The 26,929-nt window shown below is 42.3% G+C and carries 27 protein-coding genes, 1 tRNA gene and 1 rRNA gene; 18 read left to right on the top strand and 11 right to left on the bottom strand.

The window, feature by feature from the left end; all coding sequences use genetic code 11:
• The 3 genes from AC0YN6_RS23390 to gyrA form a co-directional block, all read right to left on the bottom strand.
• Positions 1 to 72 (bottom strand): 16S ribosomal RNA (locus tag AC0YN6_RS23390); the annotation flags it as partial.
• A gap of 415 nt (positions 73 to 487) precedes the next feature.
• The gene (locus AC0YN6_RS23385) at positions 488 to 1,564 is read right to left on the bottom strand and encodes an HD-GYP domain-containing protein (protein WP_475749791.1); all 1,077 of its coding nucleotides are present in this window, start codon (positions 1,562 to 1,564) and stop codon (positions 488 to 490) included.
• Between the two features lie 108 nt (positions 1,565 to 1,672).
• Positions 1,673 to 4,156, bottom strand: coding sequence for a DNA gyrase subunit A (gene gyrA, locus AC0YN6_RS23380; RefSeq protein WP_475749790.1), 2,484 nt, complete (start codon positions 4,154 to 4,156; stop codon positions 1,673 to 1,675).
• 287 nt (positions 4,157 to 4,443) lie between these two features.
• Between gyrA and AC0YN6_RS23375 the strand changes: the two genes are divergently transcribed.
• Complete coding sequence (locus tag AC0YN6_RS23375) at positions 4,444 to 5,217, top strand: YheC/YheD family protein (protein WP_475749789.1); 774 nt, start codon at positions 4,444 to 4,446, stop codon at positions 5,215 to 5,217.
• Positions 5,218 to 5,250: 33 nt separating this feature from the next.
• Here AC0YN6_RS23375 and gyrB read toward each other — a convergent pair whose 3' ends face one another.
• The 6 genes from gyrB to dnaA all read right to left on the bottom strand — a co-directional run bounded on the left by gyrB (position 5,251) and on the right by dnaA (position 11,700).
• A complete protein-coding gene (gene gyrB, locus AC0YN6_RS23370; RefSeq protein ID WP_475749788.1) occupies positions 5,251 to 7,161 on the bottom strand; it encodes a DNA topoisomerase (ATP-hydrolyzing) subunit B in 1,911 nt (636 codons plus the stop codon).
• A 46-nt stretch (positions 7,162 to 7,207) separates the two neighbouring features.
• Positions 7,208 to 7,459, bottom strand: coding sequence for an extracellular matrix regulator RemB (gene remB, locus AC0YN6_RS23365; protein ID WP_054025778.1), 252 nt, complete (start codon positions 7,457 to 7,459; stop codon positions 7,208 to 7,210).
• Positions 7,460 to 7,489: 30 nt separating this feature from the next.
• Complete coding sequence (gene recF / locus AC0YN6_RS23360; RefSeq protein ID WP_475749787.1) at positions 7,490 to 8,599, bottom strand: DNA replication/repair protein RecF; 1,110 nt, start codon at positions 8,597 to 8,599, stop codon at positions 7,490 to 7,492.
• 27 nt (positions 8,600 to 8,626) lie between these two features.
• Entirely contained in the window at positions 8,627 to 8,842 is a 216-nt protein-coding gene (gene yaaA / locus AC0YN6_RS23355; protein WP_475749786.1) for a S4 domain-containing protein YaaA, read from the bottom strand.
• Between the two features lie 36 nt (positions 8,843 to 8,878).
• Positions 8,879 to 10,021: a DNA polymerase III subunit beta gene (gene dnaN / locus AC0YN6_RS23350; RefSeq protein ID WP_475749785.1), complete on the bottom strand. Its 1,143-nt coding sequence runs from the start codon at positions 10,019 to 10,021 to the stop codon at positions 8,879 to 8,881.
• A gap of 323 nt (positions 10,022 to 10,344) precedes the next feature.
• Positions 10,345 to 11,700, bottom strand: a complete 1,356-nt coding sequence (gene dnaA, locus AC0YN6_RS23345; protein WP_475749784.1) for a chromosomal replication initiator protein DnaA — start codon at positions 11,698 to 11,700, stop codon at positions 10,345 to 10,347.
• 397 nt (positions 11,701 to 12,097) lie between these two features.
• On the opposite strand from dnaA, the gene AC0YN6_RS23340 reads away from it, so the two are divergent.
• From AC0YN6_RS23340 to AC0YN6_RS23280, 13 genes are all read left to right on the top strand, one after another.
• Positions 12,098 to 12,343 (top strand): hypothetical protein, encoded by a 246-nt coding sequence (locus AC0YN6_RS23340; protein WP_475749783.1) that lies wholly within the window; start codon positions 12,098 to 12,100, stop codon positions 12,341 to 12,343.
• Positions 12,340 to 12,474 carry a 50S ribosomal protein L34 gene (gene rpmH / locus AC0YN6_RS23335; protein WP_308997689.1) on the top strand — a complete coding sequence of 45 codons (135 nt, stop codon included), beginning with the start codon at positions 12,340 to 12,342 and terminating at the stop codon, positions 12,472 to 12,474. Before AC0YN6_RS23340 ends, rpmH begins: the two co-directional genes overlap by 4 nt.
• Before the next feature lie 128 nt (positions 12,475 to 12,602).
• On the top strand, positions 12,603 to 12,974 hold the full coding sequence (gene rnpA, locus AC0YN6_RS23330; protein ID WP_475749782.1) for a ribonuclease P protein component: 372 nt from the start codon (positions 12,603 to 12,605) through the stop codon (positions 12,972 to 12,974).
• Between the two features lie 241 nt (positions 12,975 to 13,215).
• The gene (locus AC0YN6_RS23325) at positions 13,216 to 13,998 is read left to right on the top strand and encodes a YidC/Oxa1 family membrane protein insertase (protein WP_475749781.1); all 783 of its coding nucleotides are present in this window, start codon (positions 13,216 to 13,218) and stop codon (positions 13,996 to 13,998) included.
• Positions 13,995 to 14,618, top strand: coding sequence for an RNA-binding cell elongation regulator Jag/EloR (jag, locus tag AC0YN6_RS23320; RefSeq protein WP_475749780.1), 624 nt, complete (start codon positions 13,995 to 13,997; stop codon positions 14,616 to 14,618). The genes AC0YN6_RS23325 and jag overlap by 4 nt, the downstream gene beginning before the upstream one ends.
• Positions 14,619 to 14,714: 96 nt before the next feature.
• On the top strand, positions 14,715 to 16,094 hold the full coding sequence (mnmE, locus tag AC0YN6_RS23315) for a tRNA uridine-5-carboxymethylaminomethyl(34) synthesis GTPase MnmE (RefSeq protein WP_475749779.1): 1,380 nt from the start codon (positions 14,715 to 14,717) through the stop codon (positions 16,092 to 16,094).
• A gap of 196 nt (positions 16,095 to 16,290) precedes the next feature.
• The gene (gene mnmG / locus AC0YN6_RS23310) at positions 16,291 to 18,180 is read left to right on the top strand and encodes a tRNA uridine-5-carboxymethylaminomethyl(34) synthesis enzyme MnmG (RefSeq protein WP_475749778.1); all 1,890 of its coding nucleotides are present in this window, start codon (positions 16,291 to 16,293) and stop codon (positions 18,178 to 18,180) included.
• A gap of 34 nt (positions 18,181 to 18,214) precedes the next feature.
• Positions 18,215 to 18,904 (top strand): 16S rRNA (guanine(527)-N(7))-methyltransferase RsmG, encoded by a 690-nt coding sequence (rsmG, locus tag AC0YN6_RS23305; RefSeq protein WP_475749798.1) that lies wholly within the window; start codon positions 18,215 to 18,217, stop codon positions 18,902 to 18,904.
• Positions 18,905 to 19,497: 593 nt separating this feature from the next.
• Entirely contained in the window at positions 19,498 to 20,316 is an 819-nt protein-coding gene (gene noc / locus AC0YN6_RS23300) for a nucleoid occlusion protein (protein ID WP_475749777.1), read from the top strand.
• 207 nt (positions 20,317 to 20,523) lie between these two features.
• Positions 20,524 to 21,297 carry a ParA family protein gene (locus AC0YN6_RS23295; RefSeq protein ID WP_475749776.1) on the top strand — a complete coding sequence of 258 codons (774 nt, stop codon included), beginning with the start codon at positions 20,524 to 20,526 and terminating at the stop codon, positions 21,295 to 21,297.
• Positions 21,278 to 22,129 carry a ParB/RepB/Spo0J family partition protein gene (locus AC0YN6_RS23290; RefSeq protein WP_475749775.1) on the top strand — a complete coding sequence of 284 codons (852 nt, stop codon included), beginning with the start codon at positions 21,278 to 21,280 and terminating at the stop codon, positions 22,127 to 22,129. Before AC0YN6_RS23295 ends, AC0YN6_RS23290 begins: the two co-directional genes overlap by 20 nt.
• 104 nt (positions 22,130 to 22,233) lie before the next feature.
• The gene (locus tag AC0YN6_RS23285; RefSeq protein ID WP_475749774.1) at positions 22,234 to 23,406 is read left to right on the top strand and encodes an aminotransferase class V-fold PLP-dependent enzyme; all 1,173 of its coding nucleotides are present in this window, start codon (positions 22,234 to 22,236) and stop codon (positions 23,404 to 23,406) included.
• A 27-nt stretch (positions 23,407 to 23,433) separates the two neighbouring features.
• Positions 23,434 to 23,916: a DUF4446 family protein gene (locus AC0YN6_RS23280; protein ID WP_475749773.1), complete on the top strand. Its 483-nt coding sequence runs from the start codon at positions 23,434 to 23,436 to the stop codon at positions 23,914 to 23,916.
• A 13-nt stretch (positions 23,917 to 23,929) separates the two neighbouring features.
• On the opposite strand, the gene yyaC is transcribed toward AC0YN6_RS23280, so the two are convergent.
• Positions 23,930 to 24,538 (bottom strand): spore protease YyaC, encoded by a 609-nt coding sequence (yyaC, locus tag AC0YN6_RS23275; protein WP_475749772.1) that lies wholly within the window; start codon positions 24,536 to 24,538, stop codon positions 23,930 to 23,932.
• A 127-nt stretch (positions 24,539 to 24,665) separates the two neighbouring features.
• Between yyaC and AC0YN6_RS23270 the strand changes: the two genes are divergently transcribed.
• The 4 genes from AC0YN6_RS23270 to AC0YN6_RS23255 all read left to right on the top strand — a co-directional run bounded on the left by AC0YN6_RS23270 (position 24,666) and on the right by AC0YN6_RS23255 (position 26,194).
• The gene (locus tag AC0YN6_RS23270; protein ID WP_475749771.1) at positions 24,666 to 24,905 is read left to right on the top strand and encodes a putative Se/S carrier protein; all 240 of its coding nucleotides are present in this window, start codon (positions 24,666 to 24,668) and stop codon (positions 24,903 to 24,905) included.
• A gap of 38 nt (positions 24,906 to 24,943) precedes the next feature.
• A complete protein-coding gene (locus tag AC0YN6_RS23265) occupies positions 24,944 to 25,819 on the top strand; it encodes a mechanosensitive ion channel family protein (protein ID WP_475749770.1) in 876 nt (291 codons plus the stop codon).
• Complete coding sequence (locus AC0YN6_RS23260) at positions 25,809 to 26,021, top strand: DUF951 domain-containing protein (protein ID WP_475749769.1); 213 nt, start codon at positions 25,809 to 25,811, stop codon at positions 26,019 to 26,021. Before AC0YN6_RS23265 ends, AC0YN6_RS23260 begins: the two co-directional genes overlap by 11 nt.
• A gap of 82 nt (positions 26,022 to 26,103) precedes the next feature.
• Positions 26,104 to 26,194 (top strand) — tRNA-Ser (locus AC0YN6_RS23255).
• Positions 26,195 to 26,676: 482 nt separating this feature from the next.
• On the opposite strand, the gene AC0YN6_RS23250 is transcribed toward AC0YN6_RS23255, so the two are convergent.
• Complete coding sequence (locus tag AC0YN6_RS23250; RefSeq protein ID WP_054025759.1) at positions 26,677 to 26,859, bottom strand: YjzC family protein; 183 nt, start codon at positions 26,857 to 26,859, stop codon at positions 26,677 to 26,679.
• Positions 26,860 to 26,929: the final 70 nt, after the last annotated feature.

Below are 26,929 nucleotides of genomic sequence, written 5' to 3'. Positions count from 1 at the left end.
ACTCCGCTCGACTTGCATGTATTAGGCACGCCGCCAGCGTTCGTCCTGAGCCAGGATCAAACTCTCCAAATTGGTGTTTGACTTGCTCATTACTTTTTTATCGCTTTTTCTTACGATTCACTAGAATCATAAGGGCAGTTTATTACTCGTTGTTCAGTTTTCAAAGAACAATCTTTTCTTTCGCATCACCGTGTATCTCGTTGGCGACTTAGATAATATATCATAGGTGCCTATGGCATTGCAAGTGTTTTTTTCATTTTTTGCGAAAAACTTTTTACATTAGCATTTCATGCCTTCTTTTTACCTTAACAATAGGCTTTATAAGTACTTAAATCGTTTATCTTGCTGCAACATAATATATAATTTCCTTTCTCTAATTAATTATTCATTAAATACAATTAAAAAAGATAAGTATGTTGATACGTTCAGAAGACATGACTTAGTCTCCAATAACGTATACACACTTACCTCATTCTTCTTTAAGGTTTTATTGTTTGTGCACTTCTTTAATATGAAGATGTCGTTCAACGATTAGGTTGACGATTGCACCATCTATAGATACCCATGGCCTAGTCGGGTAGTTACGATCCGAGAACACAATCTCTCCAATACGCTCATCGCTAAGCTTAACGAGCGTCCCGTTGTGAAACTGTGTAGCCTTCTCAACAAATATACGAACGTATGTTGGATCAAGCTTCCCGAATGAATCACTTTGGATTTGCTCCAATACGAGGTAAGGTGAAGCTGCTTTCCTGTAAGCCTTGTTCAAGGTCATCGCATGAAAAATATCAGCAATTGCTACGATTTTGGCATAAGGGTGTATCTTTGTCGCATCTATGCCGAGCGGATAACCAGTTCCATCAATCTTCTCATGATGTTGAAGTGCAGCCATCTTAACGCCTTCATTAAGAGCAGTTACATTTTTGAGTAATTGATAACCAAGAACCGTATGGCGCATCATTTCCTCTTTTTCCTCTACAGATAAGGAATTGGGCTTCGTTAAGATCGCTTTGTCGATACGAACGTTTCCGATATCATGCAATAAACCAGCAAATGCAATTTGCATCCAATCCTTTTGAGGAAAGCCAGTCCACTGGGCAATTTGATAGGAGGTTAAGGCACACGTAATGCTATTATGAAGCAAATAGTCTTTCTCCATAAATTGACGCGGTACAAAAGTCAGCAGGTTATAGCTCTTTATATGCTCCAGTATTTTCTCAAGCTGCTTCCGAATATCCATGATCGCCATAGTTTGACCAGCAACAGCAGAGTTAAATACTTGTCGTAAAATAACAATCATTTTGTCGTACTCTTCATGAAGGGGAGCTGCGACTATAGCTGAACTCGTCTCCTGGCTAACATCCTCAGCCGCATCCTCTTTTGTTTTACTTGAATCTTGATTGGATCTAATCTCAACACTGGTTATAAGAAATGCTTGCAATATTTCGATTTCTTTGGGGGTAACAATTTTTCCCTTTTGAAATAAAGTACTTCCAAGCGGTGTGAGGACATCTTCAATGATTTTGTCGCCTAACTTGAGATGTAACAATGTTACTGCTGCCACGAGAGTCCTCTCCCCTTGTGCCTGAATATTATTATGTATTCCCAAGTAATACGGCAAACCCAGGCTGACTTCGTCATGTGACTTAAGTCAGCACTGCGTCTACTGAAATTACTCTTGTGGAGCTTCGCTGCTATCCTGCTCTTCATTCTCATCTAATACTTCGTTTTCTTCACTGCGAGCGACACGGGTAACCGTTGCTACCGTATCATCTTCACGTGTATTAATGAGTCTTACACCTTGTGTATTTCTACCCATTGTAGATATGCCTTCCATGCTGGTACGAATCATCGTACCAGATGCCGTCATAATCATAAGATCCTCATCGTTCTCAACAACTTTGAGCGATACAATCGGTCCGTTCTTATCGGTAACGTTAAGCGTCTTAATTCCTTTACCGCCACGGTTCTGAATACGGTAATCAGCAACTGGCGTCCGTTTACCGTAACCTTTAGAAGTAACGATTAGAATGTCCTTATCCGGGACGATAACATCCATATCGATAACAGTATCTTTATCATCAAGCTGAATGCCTTTTACGCCGGTAGCTGAACGCCCCATTGAACGAACATCCTGCTCGGAATAACGAATGGACATACCTTCTGCCGTACCCATAATGATTTCTTGGTTTCCGTCAGTCAGCTTCACCCCGATAAGATCATCGTCCTCACGAAGCGAGATTGCAATTAGTCCCACTTTCCGAATATTGATATAATCATCAAGTGGAGTTTTCTTCACAACCCCTTGCCTTGTGGCAAAGAACAAGAAATGTTCCGCATCAAATTCTTGAACAGGTATGACCGCATTGATCGTCTCACCTTGCTCAATTTGAATGAGGTTAATGATTGGTGTACCGCGTGCAGTACGGTTGAGATCAGGAATCTCATAGGCTTTCAGCTTATACACTTTGCCCTTATTCGTAAAGAATAGAAGGTAGTGATGTGTATTGGATACGAATAGATGCTCTACGAAATCATCATCCTTAGTACCCATGCCGACTACGCCTTTACCGCCGCGTTTCTGACTGCGATAAGTACCTACTGGCAAACGCTTAATGTAGCCTGAATGTGTAATGGAGATAATAACATCCTCACGCGGAATAAGATCCTCGTCCAGAATTTCCTCGTCACTCGCCATCAGCTCGGTACGACGCTCATCTCCGAAACGGTCCTTCACTTCCGCAAGCTCCGTACTGATTATATCAAGCACAAGCTGTTCATCGGCCAAAATAGCCTTAAATTCAGCAATTTTACGCATTAATTCTGCGTACTCTGCTTCAATTTTATCTCTTTCTAGACCAGTCAAGCGCTGCAAGCGCATATCTAGAATGGCTTGTGCCTGCTCATGACTGAGCGAGAATCTAGTGATCAAACCTTCACGAGCTTGGTCTGCTGTTTGAGAAGCACGAATTAATGCAATGACCTCATCCAAATGATCAAGTGCGATACGCAAGCCTTCCAAAATGTGCGCCCGTGCTTCAGCCTTCTTAAGATCGTATTCCGTACGACGACGAATAACCACGATCTGATGCTGCAAATAATGATAAAGCATATCGCGAATGTTAAGCGTCTTAGGCTCACCATTTACAAGTGCCAGCATGTTAATTCCAAAGTTAGACTGCAGTTGCGTTTGTTTGTACAAATTGTTGAGCACTATGCTTGGGTTAACATCTCGGCGCAGCTCAATAACTACACGCATGCCGTTACGATCCGATTCATCGCGTAAGTCCGTAATACCTTCGATTTTCTTCTCACGAACGAGTTCAGCTATTTTCTCAACTAGTCGAGCTTTAATGACTTGATATGGCAGTTCATGCACAATGATGCGTGCTTTGCCATTATTCTCCTCAATGGTTGCCCGTGCCCGCATCGTTACAGAACCACGGCCTGTCAGGTAAGCCTGACGAATGCCTTGACGGCCCATTACAAAAGCAGCTGTTGGGAAATCCGGACCTTTTATATATTCCATTAGCTCGACTGGTGTAATATCCGGATTAGTAATTAGAGCCTGTACCCCATCGATAACCTCATTCAAGTTATGAGGAGGAATATTTGTAGCCATACCTACCGCTATCCCCGTAACCCCGTTTACGAGAAGGTTTGGATAACGCGCTGGCAATACGACTGGCTCCGATTCTTCACCATCATAGTTGGGGATAAAATCAATCGTTTCTTTGTTGATATCACGTAGCAGTTCCATTGCCATTTTCGAAAGACGAGCTTCCGTATAACGCATGGCAGCTGCAGAATCGCCATCAACTGAACCAAAGTTACCATGTCCATCTACGAGCATATAACGCATGGAGAAATCCTGTGCCATCCGTACCATTGACTCATATACTGCAGAATCACCGTGCGGATGGTACTTACCTATTACTTCTCCTACTATTCTCGCCGACTTCTTGTGCGGCTTGTCCGGCGACATGCCGAGCTCAGACATGGCATACAATATGCGCCGATGTACAGGCTTAAGTCCATCCCTAACATCGGGAAGAGCACGACTTACGATGATACTCATTGCGTAATCCATAAAGGAATCACGCATCTCCGTACCAATATCCCGATCTCTTACAGATAAACGTTGTTCTTCCGTCATGATTTACCTCCCTGACGCCATCTATAGCTACTCATTAATCAACATAACACTTATATTACTTTCTCAAAAAGCGAGCTTATAAACCTTTTTTGCTCGTGCTTTTGGAATTCCACTGAAACTTACATCATTGTGTATTAAAAATAGGTGAATTGCCGCTCTCCATAAATGAAAACCTGCCATAGAATAAACAGACCCAACTTCCATTATACCACTCAATCCAAAGTCTGTCTCCTGCCTCATTTCAAATTAACGATAGGAAAAGCAGCATTCGGAAAGGAGGAAAATTGTTGAGTATTCAGCGTGTTTCGAGTAAATGGGCTAAAACAAAAGTGATCCTTAGATCGGATTATTTACGCTCTTATATGCCTCCAACGAAGATATTCGGACGCGGCAGCCTTCAATCGATGCTAAGTGAATATGGAATGGTCTACGTCAAGCCGATAAACGGTACATTCGGAAATGGCGTCATTCGTGTGGAAAGAACAACAGTTCCTGCTCTTGGCTACCGCTATCAACTTGAAAAAAAGATCATGTTTTTCACTTCTTTCGAACAACTGTATCTGAAACTTGTTAGAGAAAAGAAAAACCGAAGCTACATTGTTCAAAAAGGAATTCATTTGCTTCGGCATCAACAGCGCCGGTTCGACATTCGCGTCATGGTTCAAAAAAATCCTCGTCATGAGTGGGAAGCAACCGGTATTATCGGTAGACTCGCTCATCCTGCAAAAATCGTGACCAATTATCATAGCGGCGGCACTCCGATGGCACTTGAACAGCTCATGAATGGTCATGCTAATTCTTTCGAACTTACTGCCTTCAAAAACAATTTAAAAAAAGTAAGTATCGCCATCGCACGCCAAATGGAAACTGCTTATCCTAATATAAAAGAGCTCGGTGTCGATATTGCAATCGACGCAAAGCTGCATCCATGGATTTTGGAAGTTAATACAAAGCCCGATCCATTTATCTTTCGAAAACTACCTGATCAAAGCGTCTTTCATAAAGTATATAATTATGCGGTTGCCTATGGACGTTTCAAAAAAAGAAGCAGACGTCCATAACGGGCGGCTGCTTCTTTTTTTGTACATTTTATTTTAGACATCTAGATTTGTTACGTATCTAGCGTATTTTTGAATAAACTCCCGCCGAGGTTCAACATTGTCCCCCATAAGCGTGTCGAACACGATATCAGCTTCCATTGCATCCTCAATCGTCACCTGGAGCATCGTGCGGCTTTCAGGATCCATCGTTGTCTCCCAAAGCTGAGTAGCGTTCATCTCTCCAAGACCTTTATAGCGTTGAACGTTCACTTTGACGCCTTCTCCAAATTCAGCAATAATACTATCGCGTTCCTTCTCGGTCTGCGCGTAGCGAATAACCTTATTACGCTCAATTTTGAATAGAGGAGGCTGTGCAATATAAATATATCCTGCATCTATAATCTGACGCATATAGCGATAGAAGAAAGTCAAGATAAGCGTACGAATGTGAGCACCATCAACGTCAGCATCGGTCATAATAATGATTTTGTGATAGCGTGCCTTAACTAAGTCGAAATCATCGCTAATACCGGTACCAAGCGCTGTAATGATAGCACGAATCTCAGCGCTGCCAAGAATCCGATCGAGGCGAGCCTTTTCTACGTTCAAAATCTTACCGCGAAGCGGCAAAATCGCTTGGAAATGACGATCGCGACCTTGCTTGGCAGACCCGCCTGCAGAGTCACCCTCTACGATGTACAGCTCGCTAATTGATGCATCCTTAGATGAGCAGTCAGCAAGCTTACCTGGCAGGGATCCTACCTCCAGAGCGCTCTTGCGACGAGTCAGCTCACGCGCTTTGCGCGCTGCTTCACGAGCACGAGCGGCAGACAAACCCTTCTCTACGATTTTGCGAGATACCGCTGGGTTCTCCTCAAGGAATTCCTGCAGCTTCTCAGCAAAAAATGATTCTACAATTCCGCGGACTTCACTGTTACCAAGCTTCGTCTTGGTTTGTCCCTCGAATTGCGGTTCAGGAATTTTCACCGAAATAATCGCTGTCAGTCCCTCGCGCACATCATCGCCAGAGAAATTCGAATCATTGTCCTTGATCAAGTTCGTTTTTCGGGCGTAGTCGTTAATGATCCGTGTCAGAGCGCTTTTAAATCCGGATTCATGCGTACCGCCTTCATGTGTATTGATATTATTCGCAAAGGAATAAATGTTCTCTGTATAGCTGTCGTTATATTGCAAAGCAACCTCGACATTAATATGGTCTTTCGAACCTTCTACATAAATCGGAGTTTCATGAAGAGGCTCGCGATTGCGGTTTAAGTATTTGACAAACTCGATTATACCGCCATCATATTTAAAAGTATTGGATACGCCTGTACGTTCATCAGAAAGAACAATTTCAATTCCTTTATTCAAAAACGCAAGCTCGCGAATACGCGACTGCAGCGTCTCATAGTCAAACACAGTTGTTTCCGTGAATATTTCTGAATCCGGCGTAAACGTAACCTGCGTCCCCGTGTCCGTCGTATCACCGATAATTTTTATATCATATTGCGGAGCACCCTTGCGATACTCTTGCTGATAGATGTGGCCCTCGCGTTTTACTTGAACAATGACAAGCTCGGACAGTGCGTTTACGACAGATACGCCGACCCCGTGCAAGCCGCCGGATACTTTATAGCCCTCTCCGCCGAACTTACCTCCCGCATGCAAAACAGTCATAACGACTTCTAGCGTCGATTTTTTCAGTTTCGCATTCTCGCCAACAGGGATTCCGCGTCCATTATCGATTACAGTGACGCTGTTATTCTCATGTACGATAATTTGGATCTTTGAGCAATAACCGGCCAAAGCCTCGTCAATACTGTTATCAACAACCTCCCATACGAGATGGTGAAGACCTTTGCCACTAGTGGAGCCAATATACATCCCCGGACGTTTGCGTACTGCCTCTAATCCTTCCAAGACCTGTATCTGACTCTCGTCATACGTATGCTGTTCCAAAGACATGTAACTTCACTGCTCCTCTCAACTGCTGTTCCTGATCACCTACACTCTAGCCGTTCGCCACAAACTGATGGGCTCTTTTCTTAAGCGTAGAGGATGAAATAGGCGAATAATATATTTTTTGCTTCGTTACAACGATCGATTTCGGCTCTTCCTCACCTATCGTTTCAACGTCCTTACGTTTACGTGCCCCCGCAACGAATTGCTTGGATAGTTTAGAGGATTGCTCGATAGAAATATCAAAAATGGCCACCAACTCCGCAGCCCGAATTATTTTCTCGCCGCCCAAATGGATGTACATGTCCCTTTCCTCACCTCTCCTAATCGCACTTTAACGTGTCACTCGGCCGTTGTGCACATGGTAGATACCGGCATCCTGAAGCCTGCTCACATTCACGCTTTCAAGGCCGGTCGTTGTAATAAAGGTTTGTACTTTACTTTGAAATGTCTCAATAAGCTGCGTTTGACGATTCTGATCAAGCTCTGACAGCACATCGTCAAGCAGTAAAAGCGGATATTCACCGATTTCCTCGTTAATGAGCTCTATTTCTGCCAATTTTAAAGACAAGGCCGTTGTTCGCTGCTGCCCTTGTGATCCATACGTCTGCGCTTCTTTGCCATTAATAAAAAACGCCAAATCATCGCGATGCGGTCCCACGAGCGTAACCCCTCTGCGAATCTCCTGATCTTTCACCTGTGTTAACTTTATCATAAATTGATCAAATAAAACAGATTCATCTTGCTGGGCATCCGTATCAAAAGAAGGGCGGTACTCAATTGTGAGCTGTTCCGCACCGTTCGTTATGCCTGCATGGATTTGTTCTGCAAACGTTTGTAATTTATGTATAAAGTGTTTCCTTTTTTTCATGATTTTAACACCGTGCTCAGCGAGCTGCATGTTCCATACTTCCAGCATCGTTTGGTTTGCCCCTCCTGGGTACGAGGCTTTCAAAAAATTGTTTCGCTGCTGAAGTACTTTTCCATACTGCTGGAGTGTATACAAATAGCCGGGCTGTACTTGTCCGATTTCCATATCGAGAAACCGTCTTCGTACCCCCGGCGTTCCTTTTACAATTTCAAGATCCTCTGGCGCAAACATAACCACGTTCACCGAGCCGATGAAATCACTCAGCTTACGCTGCTCAAGTCCGTTAATTTTCGCTTTTTTCCCTTGTGATGAGAAAAAGAGATCCAGCTTAATCGCTCCATACTTCTTATCGACTTCGCCTGAGATATGAGCGGAATCGGCCTGCCAGCCAATAAGCTCCTTATCCTTCGATGTTCGATGAGATTTGGTTAATGCCAGTACGAAGATAGCCTCGAGCAGGTTTGTTTTGCCTTGAGCGTTTGGGCCAAGAAATATATTAACCTTATTCGGCGTTTGCAGATCAATTTCGCTATAGTTCCGATAGTTTTGCAGTTGTAAGCTCGTTAAAAACACGTTTTGACCTCCCGGTCCATTGGCGCGCTACTCTCTACCTACCGTAAAGTTACCGCAGCCTTCAACCTCTACTTTATCACCAGCATACAATTTTCTTCCTCTGCGGTTATCTGCTTCTCCGTTGATAATTACAGTGTTCTCTTGAAGAAAAAATTTCGCATGACCGCCTGTTGAAATACAATCGGATAGCTTTAAAAATTGACCGAGAGTTATATATTCCGTCTTGATGACGATTTCTTTCATGGAAATAGGTCATTCCCTTCTTGCTTATATTATAGTTTAGCCCGTTGTTCTATAAGGCAAGATAACATACATGCTGTATGCGTGATCCATTGGTTTTATAATAATTGGGCTCATTGCGCCTGTAAAACCAATAAACAATTGTTCGCTATCAATGACCTTAAGCACATCAAGCATGTACTTGGAGTTAAATGCAATTCTAAGCGGCTCGCCATTAAATTCTTTGGCTTCAAGCTGCTCTGTTACTCTGCCTAGCTCCGTTGAGCTTGATGAAATTTCGATTGTTCCATCTTCAAGCGTCATTAAGCGTACAATATTTGTTTTTTCCTCGCGGGACATGAGATAGGCACGATCAATAGCGTCCATCACATTTTTTGTATCAAGTACAAGTTCTGTTTTGAACGTTTGCGGAATAATCTTAGAAGTATCGGGATAGGTTCCGTCAAGAATACGCGTATAAAATAATACGTTTCCTAGTTTAAACAAAACCTGATTGTCTGTTACAACGATATCAACAAGCGCATTATGCTCTGGAACGAGCTTCGATAACTCGCCAAGTGTTTTCGCGGAAATAACAACATTGCTGAATTTTAATTGAGCATCGGTGTCGACTTGTGCAGTACGGCTAGCCAAACGATGACGATCAGTAGCAACAAATTTTAATTCTCCTTCGAGCAAGTTCCAAAGTACACCTGTCAAAATAGGTGTTTGTTCACTTGTTGAAGCTGCAAGAACGGTTTGACGGATCATCGCCTTTAATAAATCACCAGGCATTTGCAATACTTCATTTTGTTCGATGGAAGGAAGTACTGGGAATTCTTCAGGATCTAATCCGACCATTTGAATTTCAGTTGAACCTGAACGGATTATTGTCTGATAAGTATTGCTGACATCGATTACGACTTGCTCGGATGGGAGCTTTTTTACAATCTCCACAAAAAACTTAGCCGGTAAAACGACGCTTCCTGGCTTATCCACATGTGCAATAACGAATTGATCTCTTTCCACAGGGATGAAACTTTGAATGGAGATATCGGTATCGCTTGCTGTAAGTGTTACCCCTAAATGTGTAACCTCGATTTTGATACCGCCGAGTATAGGTATAGCAGGACGTGAAGAAGCAGCTTTCGCTACTTGCTGGATCGCATCGTTTAATTCATTTTTTGAGATTGTTAATTTCATGATTTCACTCCTAGCGTTCTTATAAATTCATCCAAGTATGAGCTCGTTCGACACGATTTTTATGAAAAGGGTGTCAGCTGCTTATCTTTTAAATATAAGGATATACGAATTTGATCGTTATACGATGCTTATATTTCGACGCGAAACGAGCTTTTTTCACGAAAGGAAAGAGTTTGTCGTTTACGCTTATTTGATGATGTTTTTTTAAAGATTTTTAGTAGTAGTAGTAGTAGGGGCACTGAATATGTGGATAACCCCGTGGAAGACCGATAAAGCAAGCCTATCCACATGTGAATAGCTTGTGCATAGGCTTGCTTAGTTGTTCACATATGATTTTTGATCTTTTCGGTCAGGTTTTGAATGATTTTGTACAGGTCCTGATCGATCTTGAGCTGCTGTGATATTTTCTCATGTGCATGGATAACTGTTGTATGGTCACGTCCGCCAAAAGCCTCGCCTATCTTAGGAAGTGAGAAATCGGTCAGCTCCCTGGATAGATACATAGCAATTTGCCTTGGATATGCTACCGCCTTCGTTCTTTTCCGCGCTTTAAACTCTTCCAGCCGGAGTCCATAGAACTCTCCAACCTTCGTCTGAATATCATGCATCGTTATCATTCTCGGCCTGCTCGAAGGAATAATATCCTTGAGCGCTTCAGCTGCTAAATGCGACGTAATGTCAGCGTTTATTAAGGATGAATAAGCAACTACCCGGATAAGAGCACCTTCTAATTCTCGGATGTTCGTATCGATTTGATTAGCGATATAGATCATCGCTTCGTTAGGAATGTCTAGATTCTCCGCGCGCGCTTTCTTACGTAAAATAGCGATCCGCGTCTCTAAATCCGGCGGCTGTATGTCGGTAATGAGCCCCCATTCAAAGCGGGAACGCAGCCTTTCTTCCAGCGTCGGAATTTCCTTTGGAGGCCGGTCACTTGAGATGACAATTTGTTTTCGTTCTTCATGCAGCGCATTAAAGGTGTGGAAAAATTCCTCTTGCGTTTGTTCTTTTCCCGCTAGAAATTGAATATCGTCAATGAGCAGAACGTCGATATTACGGTATTTCGTACGGAAGCTTTCCCCACGGTTATCACGGATTGCATTGATGAATTCGTTCGTGAATTTCTCGGATGAAATGTAAAGAACCTTCGTATTCGGATTGTGATCCATGATGTAGTGGCCGATTGCGTGCATTAAGTGGGTTTTGCCGAGTCCAACTCCACCATATAAGAACAATGGATTGTAGGCTTTCGCCGGCGCTTCTGCGACAGCAAGCGATGCAGCATGCGCAAAACGGTTGTTTGCCCCGATGACGAATGTATCAAACGTATACTTCGGGTTAAGCATATGAGTAGGTGTTGCTTCTTCATTCATGACAGGGGAATGCACCGCTTTCGGCGGGAACATATATGCGGGCTCCGCACCCTTCGGTTCTTCAATAGAGAAGCGAACGTCCACTTGTCTGCCCAAAAACTCAAACAGTGTCGTTCTAATTAGCTTCGTATAACGGCCCTCCAGCCATTCGGCCGCAAATGTTGTCGGCGCTGTTACTTCAAGCATAGAATCATCAACAAAATTAGCCTTCGTCGCTTTAAACCAGGTGTCAAAGCTCGGTTTGCTTAATTTAGTCTGAATGATCGACAACACTTGCTGCCATAAATCATAGGTATGGCTGTCCACAGACTGTCACTCCTTATCCAAATCGCCACATTAGGCGCAGTTGCAAGAAAAAATGTCGAAAACAAGGGTATTATAACGAAACCATCCACATTGTTAAGAATAAACAGTGAATGAGTTATAAATAGGGGATGAGTTTGTTCACAATGTTATCCACAGGCTGTGTATAAAACTGAGGCAATATTGATCTAATCCACAGTGAAAACATAATAATCATAGCAAAAGATGCCTTATATTTCAACGAATTCGCATATTTTATCCACATCCTCAACTGCTTGTGCATAAAAGTTATCTACACCACTACATATTGTTTATATCTTGTTAAGAATTCGACAAAGTTCGTTAGACCAACCTGTGGATTGTACACATGTTATTAGTTTTTGAAATACGGAGTCATTTCATGCGCTTATCCACAGTCGACATTGAAAATATATTTATCAACAAGATGACGCTGGAGCCGGTCATTGACTTTTTAGGCCCAGCATGGTTTAATGAAAAAGGCGTTTTTTTAAATATAGGACGTTATAAGTGCATACTTATGATGCTTATATTTCACCGCGAAACGATGCTGCTCCGTCAATCAAGACGGCGAGAGCCGTTTACGCTTGATTTGGAAACACGCAGTATAGGAGGTGCAGAACGATGAGACCTACATTTAGACCTAATGTAAGCAAACGCGCGAAAGTGCATGGATTCCGCAAACGGATGAGCTCGAAGAACGGACGTAAAGTTTTGGCAGCGCGTCGTCAAAGAGGAAGAAAAGTACTAAGCGCATAAGCAGAAGACCACGTCCGGTGGTCTTTTTTTTTTACTTATGAGGTTGAGGTGTGAGAGAGCAGGCTGATTATGCTGTTCTCTTGCTAACTATACTTAGAAGATGAACGAGAGAACGGTGGACAACAGTCGTGCATAGAAAATTGCGTCTTCGCAATCGTGAGGACTTCAGCCGGATTTATCGGGGCGGCAAATCATTTGCGAATGGGCAATTCGTCGTCTATTGGTCGAAACAACCATCGGCAGATCCATTTCGCCTTGGCGTGTCAGCGAGTAAGAAAATTGGGAATGCGGTTGTACGCAATCGCATGCGCCGAATGATTAAAGAAATCGTTCGTCACCAAGAGAAACGGATTGCTCCCAGAACCGACTTCATTCTAATAGTGAGAAAGCCGGCTACTTTGATGAAGATGAAGGATATGGAGAAGAGCGTTCTTCATGTATTGAAGAAAGCCGGCTTGCTGAAAAGCCCAAGTCAGTCAAAGGAGAAGCAGGCAGATTAGCGTTTTTTTGCCGGCTTGCTTCGCATGCCCAAAATACGTGATACACCATGCTCCAAGAAAGCGGATGCATGGACAGTCTCGTTGTTTCCTTGTCCCATAAATTATGGTATAGTCTAGAATGGAAATATAAGATTGTACGAGTTTACAATGCCTGTATTTTGCTATGAAACAAATGCTATGCCGCAAGAGCACGGCTATGGCCGATGACGCTTGATGTAATGGCTCTCAGAGAGGAGTTTTAATGTTGTTGTTTTGGACAAAAAACAAGAAATTGATTTTAGTGTTCGGTCTTGTTCTGCTCATGGGTGTGCTGGCAGGATGCGGCGCTCCATCAACGGAAACAACGGAGACCGCTGATTTATTGAAGGGGAACTTCTGGGAGAAGTACGTCGTCTATTATTTCGCCGTTACGCTTGATACGTTCGCAGGTTGGTTCTCTGGTTCCTACGGACTCGCTATATTGCTCTTGACGATTGTTGTAAGAACATTGATCTTACCATTAACACTTAAGCAATACCGCAGTTCCAAAGCTATGCAAGCGTTGCAGCCGCAAATGGCTGAAATTAAGAAAAAACATAAAGATAATCCTCAAAAGCAACAAGAAGAGACGATGAAGCTGTTCCAAACCCATCAAGTAAATCCGATGGCGGGCTGTTTGCCTTTACTTGTTCAAATGCCGATTTTTATCGCATTGTACAATTCAATCTACAAGAACCCTGATATTCGTGAGCATACGTTCCTATGGCTTGAGCTTGGTGAGAAGGATCCTCTATATATCCTTCCGATTCTCGCAGCAGCTACCACTTTCATTCAGTCCAAAATGATGCAGAAGCAGCAAACACAAACGATGCCGGGTATGGGTATGATGCTTGCGATCTTCCCAGTGCTTATTTTTGTAATGGCACTTTCGTTCCCAGCGGCTCTTCCTTTGTACTGGGTTTACAGTAACATTTACACAATCATTCAAAACTACTTCCTATACGTTCGTTCATCTGAAAAGGGTAAGGAGGCCCCTGCGAAATGAAGAAAATCATTGCATCGGGGAAAACGGTAGAAGATGCTGTACGTAACGGATTATTACAATTGCAAGTAACTGAAGACCGCGTTAAACAAGTTGTGCTTGAGCAGCCCACTAAAGGTTTCTTTGGACTGTTCGGCGCAAAGGAAGCGAAAGTTGAGCTTGAGCTAATTCCCGATCCTATGCTGGAAGCGGAGAAATTTCTCCATGAGGTTGCTGGTACGATGGGGCTGCAAGTAAACATCGATCGAAAGCAAACAAGAGAGGGTATCCACATATCTGTAACAGGAAGCGGAGATCTTGGCATGCTGATTGGACGTCGCGGACAAACGTTGGATGCATTACAGTACTTGGTTAATATTGTGGCTAATCGTTACTCAGACAGTCATTTACGTATCGTACTTGATGCAGAGGATTTTCGAGAGCGCCGCCGCAAAACGTTAGCGGACTTATCCGATCGTTTGGCGGGACGAGTTATTCGGACTAGGAAAGAAGTTGTCCTGGAGCCGATGTCGCCGCATGAGCGCAAAGTCATTCATTCGCAGTTGCAGAATCACCCTAAGGTGAAAACGTTTAGTAAAGGCGACGAGCCGAATCGGCGAGTTGTTATTGCACTGAGACAGTAGGCTGTACAACATAAAAGTATAGGAATCTATACGCTATCCACAGCAATGGCTCATAATGGTCATTGCTGTTTTTCCATTTGAGAGGTGCTGACAGCAATGGTACATGATACGATAGCTGCCATTTCCACAGCAGTAGGAGAAGGCGGAATCGCAATAATAAGAGTAAGCGGACCAGAGGCAATATCCGGTATCGCGACTGTTTTTCGTTCGAAAGTTAACCTAAAAGAGGCAGATACACATACGCTGCATTATGGACATATCGTTGATCCCGTATCGGGAGAAGAGGTTGAAGAGGTACTCGTTACACTCATGCGTGGACCGCGCTCCTTCACTGCAGAAGATGTTGTCGAAATTAATGCGCACGGCGGCGTGATTGCTGTCAAAAAAGTGCTTGATGTCGTATTACAGCTTGATGGCTATAGAACAGCTGAACCTGGAGAATTTACGAAACGCGCCTTTCTGAATGGCCGAATCGACTTGATGCAAGCAGAGGCTGTTATAGATTTGATTCGTTCAAAATCAGATCGTGCTTTTTCCGTTGCGCGCAAACAAGCAGAGGGTGTGCTTTCAAAGAGAATCAAAGCTTTGAGGCAGACTGTTATTGAGCTGCTTGCCCATATAGAAGTGAACATCGATTATCCGGAGCATGACGTAGAGGAAATGACGAGTTCGTTTATTCGCGACCAATGCGATTCTGCTATTCATGAAATAGATCGTCTGTTAAAAACCGCAAATGAAGGCAAAATATTAAGAGAAGGCATTGTAACAGCCATTGTTGGACGGCCAAATGTCGGCAAATCATCTCTTATGAATGTGTTGACGCAGGAGAATAAAGCTATCGTTACCGATATTCCTGGAACGACGCGTGATGTTATCGAACAATTTGTAGCGCTAAATGGCATTCCACTTCGACTGCTGGATACTGCCGGTATTCGTGAAACGACGGATGTGGTTGAGCGAATTGGTGTAGAGCGTTCGCGCAATGCGCTTGAGGAAGCGGATCTTATTTTGTTAGTGCTCAACTATAATGAGCCGTTACAGGCTGATGACCGAGAGCTTTTGTTGCAAATGAAGGATCGCCCCGTCATTGCGATCATCAATAAGACTGACTTGCCGCGTCAATTAGAAATTGAGGTGGTGGAGGAGTCGATTTCTGCCGATTCCATCGTTAAAATGTCGGTTCTTGAAGAAGACGGATTAGATCGATTAGAGAAGACGATTAGCGAAATGTTTTTTGAAGGTCAGCTCGAGTCGGGTGACCTGACATATGTCAGCAATGTTCGACATATTGCTTTATTGAAGCGGGCAAGGCAATCGCTTATCGATGCAATTGAAGCATCGGATACAGGAATTCCGATTGACCTTATTCAAATTGATGCCAGATCGGCTTGGGAGTCGCTTGGTGAAATTTTAGGTGATGAAGCGGGCGATTCATTAATCGATCAAATTTTCTCTCAGTTCTGCTTAGGGAAATAGATGGAAGTAGGCTTTTTCAGCTCAGATGAATTATGCTAAGAGCGGGCAGTGCTATTGAGTAAACAGTGCAAATGTTCATGTTATATAGTTTATGTCGTAACTTCTATAAAGCAGTTGTTTTATAGGACTGCATAGTATAGATGGTTAAAGCTTACGAAGTGGTTTTCTTCGAAAACCTTTAGGAGGGTAAAGGACAATGAGATATTTAGCTGGTGAATATGACGTTATCGTCATTGGAGCGGGTCATGCGGGCTGTGAATCTGCACTTGCAGCTGCGCGTATGGGCTGCGAGACGCTGCTTCTTACAATAAATCTAGACATGGTTGCTTTTATGCCGTGTAATCCATCTATCGGGGGACCGGCAAAAGGTCATGTGGTGCGTGAAATTGATGCGCTCGGCGGTGAGATGGGACGTAATATTGATAAAACTTTCATCCAAATGCGAATGCTTAATACGGGTAAAGGTCCAGCAGTGCATGCATTGCGTGCACAAGCTGACAAGTTTGATTATCAGCATTTGATGAAAAAGACAATTGAAGAAACTCCGCATCTGACACTAAGACAAGGCTTGGCTGAAGAGCTTATTGTTGAGGATGGGAAATGCGTAGGGATCATTACTAAAACAGGTGCAGAGTATCGTGCAAAATCAACGATTGTTACTACGGGCACCTATTTGCGCGGTAAAATTATTATGGGCGAGCTGATGTATGAGAGCGGTCCAAATAATCAACAACCATCGGTCAGACTTTCTGCAAGCTTGAAAGAACATGGTTTGGAACTTGTTCGCTTCAAAACAGGTACACCGCCTCGTGTCCATAAGGATACAATTGATTTCTCAAAAACAGAAATTCAACCTGGTGATGATAAACCTAAGTTTTTCTCCCATGAAACCGAATCCTCTACAAATGAACAGTTGCCTTGCTGGTTAACGTATACATCTGAAGCGACGCACAAGATCATTAATGATAATCTGCATCGTGCGCCAATGTTCTCCGGTGCCATTGAGGGAACAGGTCCAAGATATTGCCCATCCATTGAGGATAAAATTGTTCGTTTTGCAGATAAGCCAAAGCATCAGATTTTCCTAGAGCCTGAAGGTAAAAATACTTCGGAGTACTATGTACAAGGTCTATCGACTAGTATGCCAGAAGATGTACAACTGAGCATTTTACGTTCTGTACCAGGTTTGGAAAAAGTTGAGATGATGCGTAACGGTTATGCGATTGAGTATGATGCAGTAGTTCCAACACAGTTGTGGCCATCACTGGAGACAAAGGTAATCGACAGCCTATTCACAGCTGGACAAATTAACGGAACGTCCGGTTATGAGGAAGCAGCAGGTCAAGGCGTTATAGCTGGAATCAATGCAGCGCGTAAGGTACAAGGAAAAGAGCCGATTATTATCGGTCGTGCTGATGGCTATATTGGTGTCATGATCGATGATCTTGTTACGAAAGGAACCAATGATCCTTATCGCTTGCTGACTTCAAGAGCTGAGTACCGTTTGCTGCTTCGCCATGATAATGCAGACTTGCGTTTAACTCCAACAGGCTATGAAATTGGTCTTATTTCGGAAGAACGCTACAATAAGTTTTTACGCAAAAAAGAATTAGTTGAATTGGATATTGAACGTCTTCGTGGAACCAAAGTTAAGCCTGATCAAGTAAATGAAATGCTGATCACAGCAGGTACAGCACCAATGGAGCATGGGACAGACGCTTTATCTTTGCTTCGTCGTCCTGAGGTTACTTATGCGATGTTAGAAACAGTTGTTCCTTCCGTTCCAGAAATGACTGAGGAAATGAAGGAGCAAGTGGAGATTCAGATCAAATATGCAGGTTATATCGAAAAACAGCTCGTGCAAGTAGCTCGTTTGAACAAAATGGAGAAAAAGCGGATTCCGGACGATATTGATTATAGTGATGTTCGTAGTCTAGCTTCGGAAGCAAAGCAAAAGCTCTCCGTTATCAGACCACTTTCAATTGGGCAAGCTTCCCGTATTGCAGGTGTTACGCCAGCTGATATTTCTATCCTCCTGGTTTACTTGGAGCATTATAACCGTGTTACTGCAGCGAGAGGATCATAATATGGACGAAACATTAAATTGGTTTACAAAAAAAATGGAGGAGAGTGGAATTCCACTCTCTTCTGTCCAGCTGGAGCAGTTCGAGACTTATTATCGATTGCTTGTCGAGTGGAACGAAAAGATGAATTTGACTGGAATTACAGAGCGGGATGCCGTCTATGAAAAGCATTTTTATGATTCGGTTTCATTATCTTTCTATACAAAGATGGATAGTGTACGTAAGCTTGCTGATATTGGTTCAGGAGCAGGTTTTCCGAGTATACCCTTGAAAATTTGTTTCCCTCATCTGCAGATAATGATTGTTGATTCATTGAATAAACGAATTCAATTTTTATCGCATCTGAAGGAGCAGCTTGGTTTAGACCAGGTTTTATGCGTGCATGGAAGAGCTGAAGATATTGCACAATTGCCGGATCATCGAGATAAATATGATTTGGTAACTGCAAGGGCAGTTGCAAGATTGAATGTATTAAATGAGTTTTGCTTACCTTTCGTTAAAAAAGGCGGATTGTTTGCTGCGATGAAAGGCTCCCAGTCAGATGAAGAAGTACGGGAGGCATCCTTTAGTTTAAAAGAGCTAAAAGGGAAAATTAAATCACAGCACCAGTTATCCCTTCCGAATGAACAATCCGAACGACATATCATTTTAATAGAGAAGCTAGATGCTACTCCGCGTAAATATCCTAGAAAAGCAGGAACTCCACTAAAACAACCACTTATGTAGTGGACGTACAATGTTCCACGTGAAACAAATGTATTACTAGATTGTTTCTATGAAAAAATCAATTTCCAAATTTTTATAACAATTATTTGTTCTGAAATGATGTCAAGCAGGAGATCGTCCAGCTATTGTCGAATTATAAAAGTTGATGAAGAGACTGGACGATACCGTTACATAAACGAATGAAATTACTGTCTTCTTACGACAGGTAACTGTTCGTCACGCGGAGAAATATAAGCATCGTATAATGCTTTTCAGCCATACTTGATTATATTTTAACTGAAGCCTCTCCTATCATTACCGAATGGATTTTGTTATGGATGTTCGCCGTGCAGTTGACGATTATTACCTGAGAGAGGTTCTAGTAACCGAAATAATCCAATTGGCAATGAACCAAACTTACTGCTGAAGCGTATTTATTGCAAAAACCTTGTGATTGCTTTTTAATAGAATAGAGGCATGCTCTTTCATTATTATTGAGTCTGCTTTCGTTTTATATGAAACGTATGGTTCCCATCTCTATGATGGAGATCATGCTTTCATTTGAAGTGATCAACAAACAAGGTTTATCTCATGATCGGGTGGTAATTATCGATATGAAAGAACAATTTTCTAGATTGTTCGGCCTGTCCGAGCAGCGCATACCGCAAGAAGAAGTTCGGCAAATACCGATTCAAGAAATCGACGCAAGCCCATTTCAACCGCGTACGATTTTTGATGATGACCGAATTGAAGAATTATGTCAGACGATAAAAACGCATGGTGTTATTCAGCCTATCGTTGTTCGTATGCGTAATGGAAGATATGAAATTATAGCAGGGGAACGCCGCTGGCGTGCTGTAACCAAACTTGGTTATGACACCATTCCTGGTATTGTTCGTGAATTCAACGATTCGCAAACAGCCTCTATTGCTCTAATTGAGAATCTTCAAAGAGAAGGTTTGTCAGCGATTGAGGAAGCGATTGCATATCAGAAGTTAATCGAACTTCATCAATTAACGCAAGAAAGTTTGGCGCAACGTCTCGGAAAGAGTCAGTCGACTATTGCTAATAAATTGAGACTGCTAATGTTGAACGAAACCATCAAAATTGCGTTAATGGAACGGAAGATAACAGAACGACACGCAAGAGCTTTATTATCGTTAGATAGTGAAGAGCTGCAGCTTAAAGTGTTAGAGGAAATTATGGCTAAAGATTTAAATGTGAAACAAACAGAGGTTAGAATTGCTTTCCTCAAAGAATCAACAAAAATTAAAAAGGCTAAACGTGTTTCTTTTACAAAGGATGTACGGTTAGCGCTTAATACAATCAGACATTCCATTGAAATGGTTTCTGGTTCAGGCTTACAAATTAAAACGAATGAAAAGGATCACGATGATCATTATGAAATTACGATCCAGATCCCTAAAAGATAAAAATCAATTTCGCAATTGCTATAATTAATGCTTATTTGTGCCGCCCTCAGTGAGGGCGGCGATGCCATTTGTAGCTCATTTTTCATTTTGTCAGCGGCATCGTTATATAACTTAGCAAATTAATAGTTTAATATTGTATAGATGTATTTGTAATTGAGTATTAGGAAAATAGCACATAAATGTTGTACACATAGAGGTGAGCTGGTTTTGTCAAAAATAATTGCAATCGCCAATCAGAAGGGCGGTGTCGGAAAAACGACAACGTCTGTCAATTTAGCTGCCTGTCTTGCATCACTTGGTAAAAGGGTGCTGCTTGTAGATATTGACCCACAAGGGAATACGACGAGTGGTCTCGGTATTAATAAGGGTGACGTAACGAACTGTATTTATGATGTACTTATTAATGATGTCCATCCAAAGGATGCGATGTTTGAAACTAGTGTTCCTGGTCTAAAGATCATTCCAGCAACTATACAATTGGCCGGTGCAGAAATTGAGTTAGTACCGACGATATCAAGGGAGCTGCGTTTGAAAAAGTCTTTGCAAATGGTTAAGGATGATTTCGATTATGTTCTTATTGATTGTCCTCCATCACTTGGCATTTTAACAATTAACTCGTTAACAGCAGCAGATTCTGTTCTTATTCCTATTCAATGTGAGTATTATGCGCTTGAAGGATTAAGCCAGTTATTAAACACCGTTCGACTCGTTCAAAAACATTTGAATACATCGCTTCAAATTGAAGGTGTTCTCTTGACTATGCTTGACGCGAGAACAAACCTTGGTATTCAAGTTATCGAAGAAGTGAAAAAATACTTTCAACAAAAAGTTTATCAAACGATTATCCCACGTAATGTTCGCTTAAGTGAAGCACCATCACATGGGCAAGCTATTATCACATACGATCCGCGTTCTAAAGGTGCTGAAGTTTATCTTGAACTCGCAAAGGAAGTGATTACGTATGAGCAAGCGGCTAGGTAGAGGGCTGGATGCGCTTATCCCATCGCTTTCTGTGAATGACGATGATAAAGTGATTGAAATTTCATTATCCCAACTGAGACCTAATCCGTATCAGCCGAGAAAAACGTTCGATGAAGATTCAATAAAGGAATTAGCAGAATCAATTAAGCAGCATGGTATTATACAACCTATTATTGTCCGTACGGTGTTGAAGGGTTACGAAATCATAGCAGGTGAAAGACGTTTCCGTGCTTCGCAATATTGTGGCAATGCAACAATACCAGCTGTAGTTAGATCTTTCACTGATCAACAGGTCATGGAAATTGCACTTATTGAAAACTTACAACGTGAGGACCTGAATGCAATTGAAGTTGCAGTAGCCTATCAGGCGCTCATCGATAAGTTCAAACTTACTCAAGAAGAGCTATCTATGAAGGTCGGAAAGTCTCGTTCTCATATTGCAAACTTTGTTCGGTTACTTTCACTACCTACAGAAATTAAAGATAATGTTTCACGTGGAACAATTTCAATGGGTCATGCGAGAGCATTAGTCGGTATTAAAGATGATAAGGTGCAGAAGGAATTAGCAGATCTGACCGTTTCACAAGAGTGGAGTGTACGTGAGCTTGAAGAGGCTATTCAGAAGCTGGACTCGAAGCAACCGGAAGATACATCGAAACCGAGCCAAAGAAAACGTGATCCGTATATCGATCATTTAGAAGAGTCGCTGCGTGAAAGATTCAAAACGACAGTGAAGATTAAACAACAAAAAGATAAAGGTAAAATTGAGCTTCAATACTATAGTAAACAGGATTTGGAACGTTTGTTAGAGTTGCTTCAATACATGGCATAGACTTAACCAAACAATGGCATACCTAAGTTGTAATCTTGCTTTTGAAAGATTAAACTAAGGTATGCCATTGTTCTGATTAGATCACTTAGAAAGGTGTGGAATTTGTGAGTGAGAACGACCAATCAATCATATATTTGGACCATGCAGCAACTTCTTGGCCTAAACCTCCTTCGGTAACGGAAGCTGTTATAAATGCAATGTTAAATGACGCTGCTAACCCAGGCAGAGGCAGTCATGCTATGGCTGTTCGTGCTAGTCGTATCCTGTTTGAGACGCGTAAACAGTTGGCTAAGCTGTTTAATATAAAAAACCCCAATGATATTGCATTTACCTCAAATACGACAATGTCATTAAATATGGCGATAAAAGGTTGGTTGAAACCGGGCGATCATGTCATCGCTACTTCAGTAGAGCATAACTCAGTTAGAAGACCATTGTATTTTCTGGAACAAACGGTAGGTATTGAAGTGACTTATGTAGAGTCGGATGAACGGGGCAATATAAATATTGATGATGTTGCATTAGCGATACGACCCAATACAACGTTAGCCATTGTCAATCACAGTTCAAACCTATTAGGCACAATTATGCCTGTAGCGGAAATAGCTGAACTGACAAGGAAACACGGGATTAAGCTCCTTGTTGACGCTGCGCAAAGTGCAGGGATTTTGCCTATCGATGTAAGGTCGATGGGTATTCATATGCTGGCCTTTCCAGGGCATAAAGGTTTGCTTGGCCCTCAAGGCACAGGAGGCTTGTACATCGATCCTGAGCTCAATCTAGTGCCTTTATTGCATGGAGGAACAGGGAGTCAATCAGAGGCCCTTGAACAGCCTCAAGTGAGACCGGATCGATATGAGGCAGGCACGCAAAATACACCAGGCTTGGCGGGACTCAAAGCCGGTGTTCAGTATGTACTGAATGAGACGGTGCACAATATCCATACTAAGGAATGGATGCTTACTCAGAGGCTTATTCAAGCACTCGAACCAGTTAAGGGGATTAAAATACTGGGACCAAAACTTGGTGAACAGCGAACAGGAATTGTAGCCTTCAATATGGAAAGTGTTGATCCATCGGAATTATCTTTTATTCTAGATCAACATTATCGAATTGCTGTGCGAGCTGGTTTTCATTGCACACCACTCGCACATGCTTGTGCTGGAACATCAGAAACAGGTGCTATACGTGCAAGTGTAGGCATATTTACAACGAATGATGAAATTGATGCGTTAACAGATGCGATTAAAGAAATCGCATTGCAATATGGGGTTTAGTTATGAACTGGGGGCGGAATAGCTAAGATGGAAGATTGGACATCGAATCCAATGAATGCTGTTACGGTGGGCTTAGCTTTATTTGTCATCGTATTATTTATTTGGATAACAGTCATAGGCGGGCGGCTGAAAAAGCTGAGAAAGCAATATACAGCGGTCATGGGGAACACGGGAGTAACGAATATAGAGGACGTCATTGTTGATCTAAAGGAAGGTTTAACTGAACAGCAGGATGCAAATAAGCAGTTAAAGGCGCAGCTTATGGATATGCAAGCCGCTTTGGTACAGCAAAAAGGAAAAGTAGGAATCATCCGTTACAATGCTTTTGCCGAACATGGGAATAATCTTAGCTTCTCAATCGCCATTATCAATGAACAAAAAGATGGGGTTGTCTTTTCTGGTATCCATAGCAGAGAAAATACTTACATCTATGCGAAGCCGCTTGAAAAAGGTGAATCAAACTACCCATTATCCCCAGAAGATTATAAAGCTATTTTAGAAGCAAAATAGGTATCGCTATAATTTATAGGTTATCGGAAGCTGCGGTCTGATCACGAACGTCGGTTGTAAGATGAGCATTGTTGGCAATAGCAGTAAATAGGCTGAGTGAGATGATGTCGGACATTTTCATGACAAGATGAAGACGAGTATTTTGCAACACGAAATATTCCATAAACCCGCCTACATTAACGACACCTGTAATATGAATGTCGCCGACAGGCGGAAGATCCTTATTTACGCCAGCACCTGGTCGAACAGGGCCGACACCAACTTGAATGCTTCCAACGCTGGATACTTGGCCGAGGCAGGCATCAATTCCGATAACAAATGGTTTATGGAAACGACGATTGATCTCGATGAGAGTATCATCTAAATTCATAGCATGAACCGGATTTTCTAATGTACCAAATAGTGAAAAATGAGTGCTGCGATACTTCGATAATGAGGTACCAATAAGAGGTCCCAAAGCATCACCCGTGGAGCGGTCGGTTCCAACACAGACGACTACGATAGGGCGGTTAGCAGCCATCTCTTCGAGCATTACTGTAAGGCGGTTAACCAGCATACCAGTAACGTTTGCGGTGGTGTAGGGTACCTTCAAAGGCGTCTCTTTAATAAATGAAAGCTTCATAGAATCCCTCCGATTATACCGATATGCTACTAGTATATGGATAGGACAACCATTTTATACTTCAGATAGTTTTCATATTTTGATTGCTGAGTAAGTTAGTCATGATAATCTAATGGGGGTCGTGCTTGTGTTAATTGCTTTCGATTCAACTCAGCAAGCATTGCGTGCAGAAATGCTGCTCGAATACGCAGAAATTGAAATTGATATATGTCCTACGCCGAAGGAAATAACGGCAGGCTGTGCGTTATCGATACATTTTCCAGAAGAAGATTTATTGATGGTGAAAGAAGTTATTGTGCAGGAGAACGTAGAAGTTAGAGGTATATTTAAAGAAGTTGATAAGGGCTATGATCAAGTCGATATGTAGCTTAGATTTAGATTCAAGGTTGATGAGGAGGAATAGCGATGTCAATCACGGAACGATATAATAAAATTGTTGATTGGTTGACAAATAATGAAATATGGCAGGCATTCGGAAGCTCAGCGCTGCGTGTAGCCATGTTTTTATTCATTGGGCGCTTCGTCGTATGGGTGATACATAAAACCATTGACCGAATTATTTTAGAGCGTGAGAACAAAAGGTTGATCATCCATGCAAGGCGAATGACAACAGTGGGCAAGCTTTTGAAAAATGTAACCTCCTACGTCGTTTATTTTATTTCGGGTATGCTTATTTTAGCGGAATTCGGAATTAACTTAGGTCCATTGCTTGCTGGTGCTGGCGTGCTAGGATTAGCTATCGGCTTTGGCGCTCAAAGCTTGGTGAAGGATATTATTACCGGATTCTTCATTGTATTGGAGGATCAATTCGCGGTTGGCGATGTGATCCAGACGGGTCAATTTAAAGGAACAGTGGAAGTCATCGGTCTGCGTACGACCCGCATTCAAAGCTGGACTGGGGAAGTTCATATCGTTCCTAATGGTATGATTAATGAGGTAACAAATTTCTCGGTCAACAACACCATTGCGGTAGTTGATATTTCTATCGCATTTGAGGAAGAGGTTGATCGAGCTCTTGAAGTTATTCGCCATACTATGATAACGATGCAAGACGAGAATTTAATTAACGCACCAGAAGTATTAGGTATTCAGGCCATTGCTCCGACAGGGGTAACGCTTCGGGTAATTGCTGAATGTCGTCCGAATACGCATCCCATTGTGTCGCGTAAATTAAACATGGAGCTTAAGCGAGCATTAGATGCGAGTGGAATTGAAATTCCATATCCTCGAATGGTTACGTATCATCGCAATGAAAAGGGAGGCGAAAAGGATGGAGCGTAAGCAGTTTGAGCTAGGTGATGTTGTTCAAATGAAAAAACAGCATCCATGCGGCTCTAATGAAATGGAAGTCATTCGAATGGGGATGGACATCCGTATTAAATGCGTTGGCTGTAAACATAGCGTTCTAATACCAAGAGCGAAATTCGAGAAAAATATGAAAAAGGTGCTTCGTTCCAAAGCGTCTGAAGAAGGTTTAAATTAAGTGAAAGCATACGAACCAATAAACAATTTTTAGGAAATACTTGCGCCTTGATAAGCTCTATGATACAATAATTTTTACATGCGGAGAGGTACCCAAGAGGCCCAAGGGGGCTGACTCGAAATCAGCTAGGCGGGTCAAACCGTGCGTGGGTTCGAATCCCACCTTCTCCGCCATTATATTAAATATGTAACGGTTCCTTAAGAGGAACCGTTTTTTTGTGTTTAAATAATCGTGTGTGAATTAAAAAGGGTTAGACAATATAGAAAGGAGAGCTCTCGCGAGCTCTCCTTCTGACGGTGAATAATGGCTGAGTCGATCAATTCTCACTACAAGCTTATGAAACTCCATTCGTCAATCGGAACAAATCAGCAATAGCATCATTAAATCCTTTTGAGCACAATCATACGCGACCGGGTTAATGGTATGGCGTATCAATGCTCGAATGCGCGTGTGTTACAGACAAGTGTCTTTGGCACAACCCTCCGCTTCTCTACTGAGTGGACGAAATCCTCCTGCGCAGCGAGTGCTACTATGTCATAAGACAGTTATAGTCTCGGCGCTTGCCTGAATGGTTCAATGGAACCACACCTCTCTTGCACCGTCGATAATTAGAATGGCCAAAACGAAACTTTATTATTCATGAAATAAAAAAAAGTTAATGGCCCATTCGTTTCCATTTGCGCTCGTGATTAGTTGTGTCAGGGAAACGCTGCCCTTTGCTCAACTTGACCTTCTTCGGATTATTAATCCCCATATGAAATGAATTTACACCGTCCTCGATGTATGTGCCATCATTCGGAGCTTTGTCGCCCGGCGAAAACATTGTACCTTCACCCATCATGATCACCCTCCAGTGTATAATGTAGAGCGGACAGAAAGAATCGATTGATCTATCCCGTTATGTAGTA

It is taken from the genome of Paenibacillus sp. J22P15 (genome assembly GCF_056269345.1).
This window is presented reverse-complemented; position numbering and strand designations above follow the sequence as displayed.

Excerpts from the sequence above, each read along its gene's own strand:
- rpmH (WP_308997689.1), top strand. The coding sequence starts at position 12,340 with ATGAGACCTACATTTAGACCTAATGTAAGCAAACGCGCGAAAGTGCAT.
- jag (WP_475749780.1), top strand. The coding sequence starts at position 13,995 with ATGAAGAAAATCATTGCATCGGGGAAAACGGTAGAAGATGCTGTACGT.
- gyrA (WP_475749790.1), bottom strand. The coding sequence starts at position 4,156 with ATGACGGAAGAACAACGTTTATCTGTAAGAGATCGGGATATTGGTACG.
- AC0YN6_RS23280 (WP_475749773.1), top strand. The coding sequence starts at position 23,434 with ATGGAAGATTGGACATCGAATCCAATGAATGCTGTTACGGTGGGCTTA.
- mnmE (WP_475749779.1), top strand. The coding sequence starts at position 14,715 with ATGGTACATGATACGATAGCTGCCATTTCCACAGCAGTAGGAGAAGGC.
- gyrB (WP_475749788.1), bottom strand. The coding sequence starts at position 7,161 with ATGTCTTTGGAACAGCATACGTATGACGAGAGTCAGATACAGGTCTTG.
- dnaN (WP_475749785.1), bottom strand. The coding sequence starts at position 10,021 with ATGAAATTAACAATCTCAAAAAATGAATTAAACGATGCGATCCAGCAA.
- rsmG (WP_475749798.1), top strand. The coding sequence starts at position 18,215 with ATGGAGGAGAGTGGAATTCCACTCTCTTCTGTCCAGCTGGAGCAGTTC.
- AC0YN6_RS23250 (WP_054025759.1), bottom strand. The coding sequence starts at position 26,859 with ATGGGTGAAGGTACAATGTTTTCGCCGGGCGACAAAGCTCCGAATGAT.
- mnmG (WP_475749778.1), top strand. The coding sequence starts at position 16,291 with ATGAGATATTTAGCTGGTGAATATGACGTTATCGTCATTGGAGCGGGT.
- noc (WP_475749777.1), top strand. The coding sequence starts at position 19,498 with ATGAAAGAACAATTTTCTAGATTGTTCGGCCTGTCCGAGCAGCGCATA.
- AC0YN6_RS23325 (WP_475749781.1), top strand. The coding sequence starts at position 13,216 with ATGTTGTTGTTTTGGACAAAAAACAAGAAATTGATTTTAGTGTTCGGT.
- AC0YN6_RS23265 (WP_475749770.1), top strand. The coding sequence starts at position 24,944 with ATGTCAATCACGGAACGATATAATAAAATTGTTGATTGGTTGACAAAT.
- AC0YN6_RS23290 (WP_475749775.1), top strand. The coding sequence starts at position 21,278 with ATGAGCAAGCGGCTAGGTAGAGGGCTGGATGCGCTTATCCCATCGCTT.
- AC0YN6_RS23340 (WP_475749783.1), top strand. The coding sequence starts at position 12,098 with ATGCGCTTATCCACAGTCGACATTGAAAATATATTTATCAACAAGATG.
- AC0YN6_RS23260 (WP_475749769.1), top strand. The coding sequence starts at position 25,809 with ATGGAGCGTAAGCAGTTTGAGCTAGGTGATGTTGTTCAAATGAAAAAA.
- remB (WP_054025778.1), bottom strand. The coding sequence starts at position 7,459 with ATGTACATCCATTTGGGCGGCGAGAAAATAATTCGGGCTGCGGAGTTG.
- yaaA (WP_475749786.1), bottom strand. The coding sequence starts at position 8,842 with ATGAAAGAAATCGTCATCAAGACGGAATATATAACTCTCGGTCAATTT.
- yyaC (WP_475749772.1), bottom strand. The coding sequence starts at position 24,538 with ATGAAGCTTTCATTTATTAAAGAGACGCCTTTGAAGGTACCCTACACC.